This window comes from Mesorhizobium sp. M2A.F.Ca.ET.039.01.1.1 (assembly GCF_003998035.1).
Taxonomy (GTDB): Bacteria; Pseudomonadota; Alphaproteobacteria; order Rhizobiales; family Rhizobiaceae; genus Mesorhizobium.
Window position 1 is genome coordinate 1 of record NZ_RZRY01000369.1, and the last position, 6,423, is coordinate 6,423.

Genomic DNA, 6,423 nt, shown 5'->3' on the forward strand with positions numbered 1-6,423 from the left:
ACCTGAAGACGCCGCTCGCCGCGATCATGGGCGCGGCCGGCACGCTGAAGGAATTCGCGCCGGCGCTGCCGGAAAAGGATCGCGCGGAGCTTCTGTCGACGGTCGTCAGCGAGTCGGAGCGGCTGAACCGCTTCATCGCCAATCTGCTCGACATGACCAGGATCGAATCGGGCGCGATGGAGCCGAATTACGCGCTCCATTATGTCGGCGATGTCGTCGGCTCGGCGCTGAACCGGGCGCAGAAGATCACCGCCGAGCACACAATAGAGACCGACATTCCGGCCGACCTGCCGATGCTGCGGCTCGATCCCGTGCTGTTCGAGCAGGCGCTGTTCAACCTCCTCGACAATGCCGCCAAATATGCCTCGCCCGGCTCGATCATCCGGCTGCAGGCCTGGGTCGACAATGGCGCCGTCATCCTGCAGGTAATGGATGAGGGGCCGGGTATCCCACCGGGCGACCTGGAGCGGATATTCGATACGTTCTACCGCGTGCGCAAACGCGACCAGGTGCGTGCCGGCACGGGCCTCGGCCTGTCGATCAGCCGCGGCTTCATCGAGGCGATGGGCGGCACGATCGCGGCGGCCAACCGCACCGACCGTCCCGGCGCGATCTTCACCATCCGCATGCCGGTGCCGGCTGACTTGCCGGCGCTCGGCGTGCCCCTTACGGATGATGCGGCATGACAAATCAGACCGTGTCGATATTGGTCGTCGACGACGAGCCGCCGATCCGCAAATTGCTGCGCGTCGGCTTGGGCAGCCAGGGCTATACGGTCTCCGAGGCGCCGAACACCAAGGCGGCGATCGAGTTCTTGCAGACCGAACGGCCGGACCTGATCCTACTCGATCTCGGCCTGCCCGGCATGACCGGCCTGGAGCTGCTCGGCAAATGGCGCGGCGAGGGTCTCGACATTCCGGTCGTGATCCTGTCCAGCCGCACCGACGAGGCCGGCATCGTCTCGGCGCTCGAGCTTGGCGCCGACGACTATGTGACCAAGCCTTTCGGCATGAACGAGCTGGTCGCGCGCATCCGCGTGGCGCTGCGCCACAAGTTCCAGCAGCAGGGCGAGAAGCCGGTGTTCCACACCGGCGATCTTTCGGTCGACCTGGTGAAGCGCATCGTCAGGGTCGAGGGCAAGGAAGTGAAGCTGTCGCCCAAGGAATACGCCATCCTGCGCATGCTCGTGCAATATGCCGGCAAGGTGCTGACGCACCAGTTCCTGATGAAGCAGATCTGGAACGACTCGACCGACGTGCAATATCTGAGGGTCTACGTCCGCCAGCTGCGGCAGAAAATCGAGAAGACCCCGGACCAGCCGCGCTACATCATTACCGAGACGGGCGTCGGATATCGTTTGCGCGAAGTGGACGGAAACGAATAAGGTGACCGGCTTTCGCCAATCGCCTCAAAATGAATACCCTCGTTGTGGATCAATCCGCCGACAGATCCGCCGTCCGCGCCAGCGCGCTTCCAAAACCGTTGAGCGAGATGGTGAAGGAGATCGGCTGCATGGTGTCCGCGGCGATAGCGTTGATCTTGAGCGTGGTGGCGTTCTGCAGCAGCGGCGTGGTGTCGGCGTCGAATGTCACCGGAACCAGGCAACCCACCGCCTGGCAGGTGCTGAACTGCAGCGTGCCGTCGAGCTTCTTGTCGTCGATTTCGAGCGCGACGCCGTTGGCCAGCGCAAGTCCGAAAGGCAGCGCCAGCGTGCCCGCGGCGTCCTTACCCGTCTTGGTCGTCAATTCGATCGCCAGCAGCCTCTGGCCGCTCTGCTTGTTGAACTGCTGATGCGACAGGCTGCAGACCTTGTTGGTGCCGGTGACCTGGCAGTTCACCGTCCAGTCGCCATGCGTTTCCGAAAGCGCCGACGCGCCACCCGGCAGTTGCGGCTTGGCCGCCGCGCCGGCGGGCTGGGCGGCCACCTTGTCGCCCTTGTTCTGCGCGGCGAATGCCGGCGGACCGACGATGCCCGCGACGGCCAGCATCGCTATGGCAAACTTATACCTGATTTTCATCGAATCCCTCTTTGCCAACCGGCCAGTCGCGTGGACGGGCGGAGCCGCTGTTAGAGCCGCCAGCCGCCGCCGCCGTCAAGTGCAATGCTGAGGCACGGGCCGGATCTCCTTTGGCATGACAATCGATCAGCTGACCATGGCGCCGCCGGTCGAACACCCTATATTAGGCAGAGGTTCTGTTTTTCATGCGGACAAGGAAGCCATGTCGTCCCGCCGCCTATCGACGTTTCTGATTTCAGCTGTCCTGGCGGCCACCGGCTTGCTGGGCATGGCTTCCGGCGTATCGGCCCAGGTCGTCATCCCGACGAATCGCAACGCATTGGTGCAGCAGAACCAGCTGCAACAGTTGCAGAACCAATTGCAGCGGCAGCAATACCAGCAGCAGCAGCAGATCTATCGTGAGCTCGACCGGCCGACAGCGCGCCAGCCTCAGCCCAACGTGCCGGTATATGATCAGACATGTCGCATGGAAGCGGTCGGCAACACGATTTCGCGGGTTTGCCGCTGACATTTTGTTTTTTTAGTTTATTAGCCGACTTAGTTACCGGCAAAATACCGGATTGCAAGGGCGGTGGTTTTAGAGCAATTCCAGGAAAAGTGTGACACGGTTTTCCGTCAGGAATTGCGTAAAAACAGAAAGATAGAGCGGTTCGCCGTTTCCACAAAACGGTGAGACGCTCTAGGGTTTGCAGGGGGACAGGTTTTTGCCGCGTGGTAGCTTGCGGCGGGACGCTGCTCCTACCGGAATTTGGGATGGCAACAACCAAGAAGAAAGCAGTTCGCCGAGCCAAGAAAGGGCAACGGATCCGCCAGGTGGCGGCGATTCCGTTTCGGTTGCGGGAAGACGGTGGCCTCGAAGTGCTGCTGGTCACCTCACGCACCACGCGGCGCTTCATCGTGCCCAAGGGTTGGCCGATGAAAGGCAAGAGCGGACGCAGGGCGGCAACGATCGAAGCCCAGGAAGAGGCCGGTGTTCTCGGCAAGTCGCTGAAGCAGCCTGCCGGTACCTATTCCTATTGGAAACGCATGACCGAGGGCTTCATTCGGGTGGACGTTTCGGTCTATCTCCTCCAAGTCACGGAGGAACTTGCCGATTGGCGGGAGGCCGCGAACCGGCAACGCGCATGGCTGCCGCCGGCAGACGCTGCCCTGCTCATCGACGAGCCTGAGCTTTCGACGCTGCTCCGGGATCTGACCATTCCAGCGCCCGATCCGGCTTAAACCGTCCTATTCGGTGTCGGGAAAAGGCCGTACCGGCATGCCGGTATAGGCCCACAGCCATTCCCGGGGCAGCGGCCCCTTGTTGCGGTCGCCTTGTTGCGACTGTTCCCATGCATGCGCCAGAATGCCGACCGACCGCGACAAAACGAACAGGCCGCGCGTCAGCGCCGGGGGGAACCCGAGCTCGCCATAGATGACGGCCGTCGTGCCGTCGATGTTGAGCGGGATCGTCTTGCCCTTGCGCGCGGCGACTTCCGCCTCGATTGCCCCGGCAATGTCGGCAAAACGCCCACTGACCACGCCGCGCGCGGCGAATTCCCGCGTCAGCTCGATGAGGCGGGGCGCGCGCGGATCGACCGGGTGGAAGCGGTGGCCAAGCCCCGGCACATAGCCTTTCTCCTCGGCGAAGAAACGATCGAGCCGCGTCTTCACTGCCTGGGCAAGAGGCGTGCCGCCATCCATCGCCGCGGCGATATCGCCATAGAAGGAAAGCGCCTGCTCGCCGGCGCCCCCATGCACGTCGCCAAGCACGTTGATGGCCGACGCCATCGCGTTGTTGATGCCGACGCCGCAAGTGGCGGCCATGCGGGCGATCGCGATCGACGGGGCCTGCGGACCGTGGTCGACGGCCGCGCCCAGCGCAATGCCGAGCAGTGCCGCCTGCTCTTCGCTTGGCAATTCGCCGCGCAGCATCAGCCAGATCATCGCCGGGAAGCTGACGCGGCCGATCAGATCCTGGATCTCGTAGCCGCGCAGCCGGATGACGCCCGGCCGCATCTCGATGATGGACGTTTGCCACCATTCCTCCGCGCGCCCGCGGCCGGTCTTTTTATCTTCGCTCATGCCTGCGCCCTCGACGTACCGCGCCCGGGCAAGGCGGCGAACACCTCGTCCGTATGCTCGCCAAGGCGCGGCGGCGGTGCCGTTGGCGTGGGCGCCACGCCGTCGACCATGAAGCCGCCGCGCACCACCGTCAGCGGCCGATCCATGCCGGACATGCCCTCGAACGAGGAAGCCATGCCGCGCTCGGTGACCTGAGGCTCCTCGAGCACCTGCGGGATCGTCAGCACCCGCCCTGCCGGCACGCCGGCACGGTTGAGTTTCTCTTCCCACGTCGCCGCCGAAGCGCTGCCAAGCGCGTCCTCGATCAGCACCTTCAGCGCTGCCCGGTTCTGCTTGCGCGTCTCGCGCTCGGCAAAGCGTGTATCCGACGCCAACTCCGGCCGCCCGATCAACCCGCAAAGGGTCACGAATTGCTCCTGCTTGTTGGCCGCGATGTTGAGCAACCCCTCGCCGGTGTGGAACGCGCCGGAAGGTGCGGCCGTCATGTTCTCATTGCCCATCGGCTTTGGCTCGACGCCAGCCGTCAGATAGTTCGACACCGGCCAGCCCAGCGCCGACAGCGTGCATTCGAGCATCGAGACGTCGAGAAAGGCGCCCTCGCCTTTTGTCTTCTGCTTCACCAGCGCCGCGGCGATGGCGAAGGCGCCGACCAGCCCGCCCAGCGTGTCGGCCACTGGATAGCCGACGCGCAGCGGCGCCGTTTCCGGCGTGCCGGTAATGCTCATGATCCCCGACAGGCCCTGGATGATCTGGTCGTAGGCGGGATTGCCGCGCATCGGCCCGGTCTGGCCGAAACCGGATATCGCGCAATAGACGAGGCCCGGTCGGACTTCCTTCAGCTTTTCATGGCCGAGGCCGAGGCGATTCATCACCCCCGGCCGGAAATTCTCGACCAGCGCGTCGGCCGTCGCCACCAGGTCGAGGAAACGCTCGCGATCGTCGGGCTTCTTCAGGTCGAGCACAACAGATCGTTTGCCGGAGTTCTGCGCCAGGAACGAGGCCCCCATACCGGCCTGGTTGAGTTCAGGCGAGGCGCCGAGCTGGCGCGCAAGATCCCCGCCCGGCGGCGCCTCGACCTTTATGACGTCGGCGCCGAGCAGCGCCAGCTGGTAGGCGCAGTAGGGACCCGCCAGCACATTGGTGAGGTCGAGGACGCGGATACCGGAAAGCAGGTCTGTCATGATGCTCCAACCCGGTCAGGCATCGCCCGGCACATGCTCCGGCCCGCGCCTGCGCCGGTGCTCGATCCAGGCCCAGATATGCGGCCCGACAAGGCCGATGAAGGCGAGCGTCAAAAGCGTCAGCGACAGCGGATGCCGGAAGAACACCGTCCAGTCGCCGTTTTCTATCGTCATCGCGCGGCGGAACTGCGTTTCGGCAAGCGGTCCCAGGATCATGCCAATGATCACCGGCGCTGTCGGGAAATCGAAGCGCCGCATCAGGAAGCCTGCCGCGCCCAAGAGATAGAGGATCGCGAGATCGATCGGGGACTGCGAGATGCCGTAAGTGCCGACGGTGGCGAACACCAGGATGCCGGCATAGAGCTGCGGCGCCGGGATCTTCAGGAGCCGCACCCAAAGGCCGATCAGCGGCAGGTTGAGGACGACCAGGATGACGTTGGCGATGAACAGGCTGGCGATCAGGCCCCAGACCAGATTGGCCTGCGTCGTCAAAAGCAGCGGCCCCGGATTGATGCCGTAGCTCTGGAAGGCCGACAGCATGATCGCCGCGGTCGCCGAGGTCGGCAGGCCGAGGGTCAGCATCGGCACCAGGACGCCGGCGGCCGATGCATTGTTGGCGGCTTCCGGCCCCGCGACGCCTTCGATGGCGCCGACCGTGCCGAACTCCTCCTTATGCTTCGAAAGCTTCTTCTCGATCGCATAGGACAGGAAGGTCGGGATCTCGGCGCCTCCGGCCGGCATGGCGCCGATCGGAAAGCCGATCGCGGCGCCCCTGAGCCAAGGCTTCCACGAGCGCGCCCATTCGGCCGCCGTCATGTAGAGCGAACCTTTCAGCGGCACGATCTCGTCCTTGCCGGCATAGCGGCGCGAGGCCATGTAGAGCGTCTCGCCGACGGCGAACAGGCCGACCGCGATGATGATGACGTCGACACCGTCGAGCAATTCGGCCGTGCCGAAGGTGAAGCGCGGCTGTCCGGTCTGCAGGTCGACGCCGATCATGCCGACGACAAAGCCGGCGAACAGGCTGGTCAGTCCTCGCACCGACGACGAACCGAGCACCGCCGAGACGGTGATGAAGGCCAGCACCATCAGCGAGAAATATTCGGCCGGCCCGAACTTCAGCGCGTATTTGACCACGGTCGGAGCCAGGAAGGCGACAC

At 64.3% G+C, this 6,423-nt stretch carries 8 protein-coding genes; 4 read left to right on the forward strand and 4 right to left on the reverse strand.

Annotated features, from left to right (window positions below):
* Positions 1 to 686, forward strand: a 686-nt coding sequence (locus tag EOA24_RS23950; protein ID WP_245501842.1) for an ATP-binding protein, incomplete at its 5' end; no start/stop codon positions are given.
* A complete protein-coding gene (locus EOA24_RS23955) occupies positions 683 to 1,384 on the forward strand; it encodes a response regulator transcription factor (protein WP_126081222.1) in 702 nt (233 codons plus the stop codon). The genes EOA24_RS23950 and EOA24_RS23955, both read left to right, overlap by 4 nt.
* Positions 1,385 to 1,433: 49 nt before the next feature.
* Here EOA24_RS23955 and EOA24_RS23960 read toward each other — a convergent pair whose 3' ends face one another.
* Complete coding sequence (locus EOA24_RS23960; protein WP_126081221.1) at positions 1,434 to 2,018, reverse strand: invasion associated locus B family protein; 585 nt, start codon at positions 2,016 to 2,018, stop codon at positions 1,434 to 1,436.
* A 115-nt stretch (positions 2,019 to 2,133) separates the two neighbouring features.
* On the opposite strand from EOA24_RS23960, the gene EOA24_RS23965 reads away from it, so the two are divergent.
* Positions 2,134 to 2,526, forward strand: a complete 393-nt coding sequence (locus tag EOA24_RS23965) for a hypothetical protein (RefSeq protein ID WP_245466932.1) — start codon at positions 2,134 to 2,136, stop codon at positions 2,524 to 2,526.
* 245 nt (positions 2,527 to 2,771) lie between these two features.
* The gene (locus EOA24_RS23970) at positions 2,772 to 3,239 is read left to right on the forward strand and encodes an NUDIX hydrolase (protein WP_126081220.1); all 468 of its coding nucleotides are present in this window, start codon (positions 2,772 to 2,774) and stop codon (positions 3,237 to 3,239) included.
* A 6-nt stretch (positions 3,240 to 3,245) separates the two neighbouring features.
* On the opposite strand, the gene EOA24_RS23975 is transcribed toward EOA24_RS23970, so the two are convergent.
* The 3 genes from EOA24_RS23975 to EOA24_RS23985 all read right to left on the reverse strand — a co-directional run.
* Positions 3,246 to 4,082: a citryl-CoA lyase gene (locus EOA24_RS23975; RefSeq protein ID WP_126081219.1), complete on the reverse strand. Its 837-nt coding sequence runs from the start codon at positions 4,080 to 4,082 to the stop codon at positions 3,246 to 3,248.
* On the reverse strand, positions 4,079 to 5,263 hold the full coding sequence (locus EOA24_RS23980; protein ID WP_126081218.1) for a CoA transferase: 1,185 nt from the start codon (positions 5,261 to 5,263) through the stop codon (positions 4,079 to 4,081). The genes EOA24_RS23975 and EOA24_RS23980 overlap by 4 nt, the downstream gene beginning before the upstream one ends.
* A 15-nt stretch (positions 5,264 to 5,278) precedes the next feature.
* A partial coding sequence (locus EOA24_RS23985) for a tripartite tricarboxylate transporter permease (RefSeq protein ID WP_127410126.1) occupies positions 5,279 to 6,423 on the reverse strand: 1,145 nt, incomplete at its 5' end.

Coding starts and splice junctions, on each gene's coding strand:
- EOA24_RS23955 (WP_126081222.1), top strand. CDS start 683: ATGACAAATCAGACCGTGTCGATATTGGTCGTCGACGACGAGCCGCCG.
- EOA24_RS23960 (WP_126081221.1), bottom strand. CDS start 2,018: ATGAAAATCAGGTATAAGTTTGCCATAGCGATGCTGGCCGTCGCGGGC.
- EOA24_RS23965 (WP_245466932.1), top strand. CDS start 2,134: ATGACAATCGATCAGCTGACCATGGCGCCGCCGGTCGAACACCCTATA.
- EOA24_RS23970 (WP_126081220.1), top strand. CDS start 2,772: ATGGCAACAACCAAGAAGAAAGCAGTTCGCCGAGCCAAGAAAGGGCAA.
- EOA24_RS23975 (WP_126081219.1), bottom strand. CDS start 4,082: ATGAGCGAAGATAAAAAGACCGGCCGCGGGCGCGCGGAGGAATGGTGG.
- EOA24_RS23980 (WP_126081218.1), bottom strand. CDS start 5,263: ATGACAGACCTGCTTTCCGGTATCCGCGTCCTCGACCTCACCAATGTG.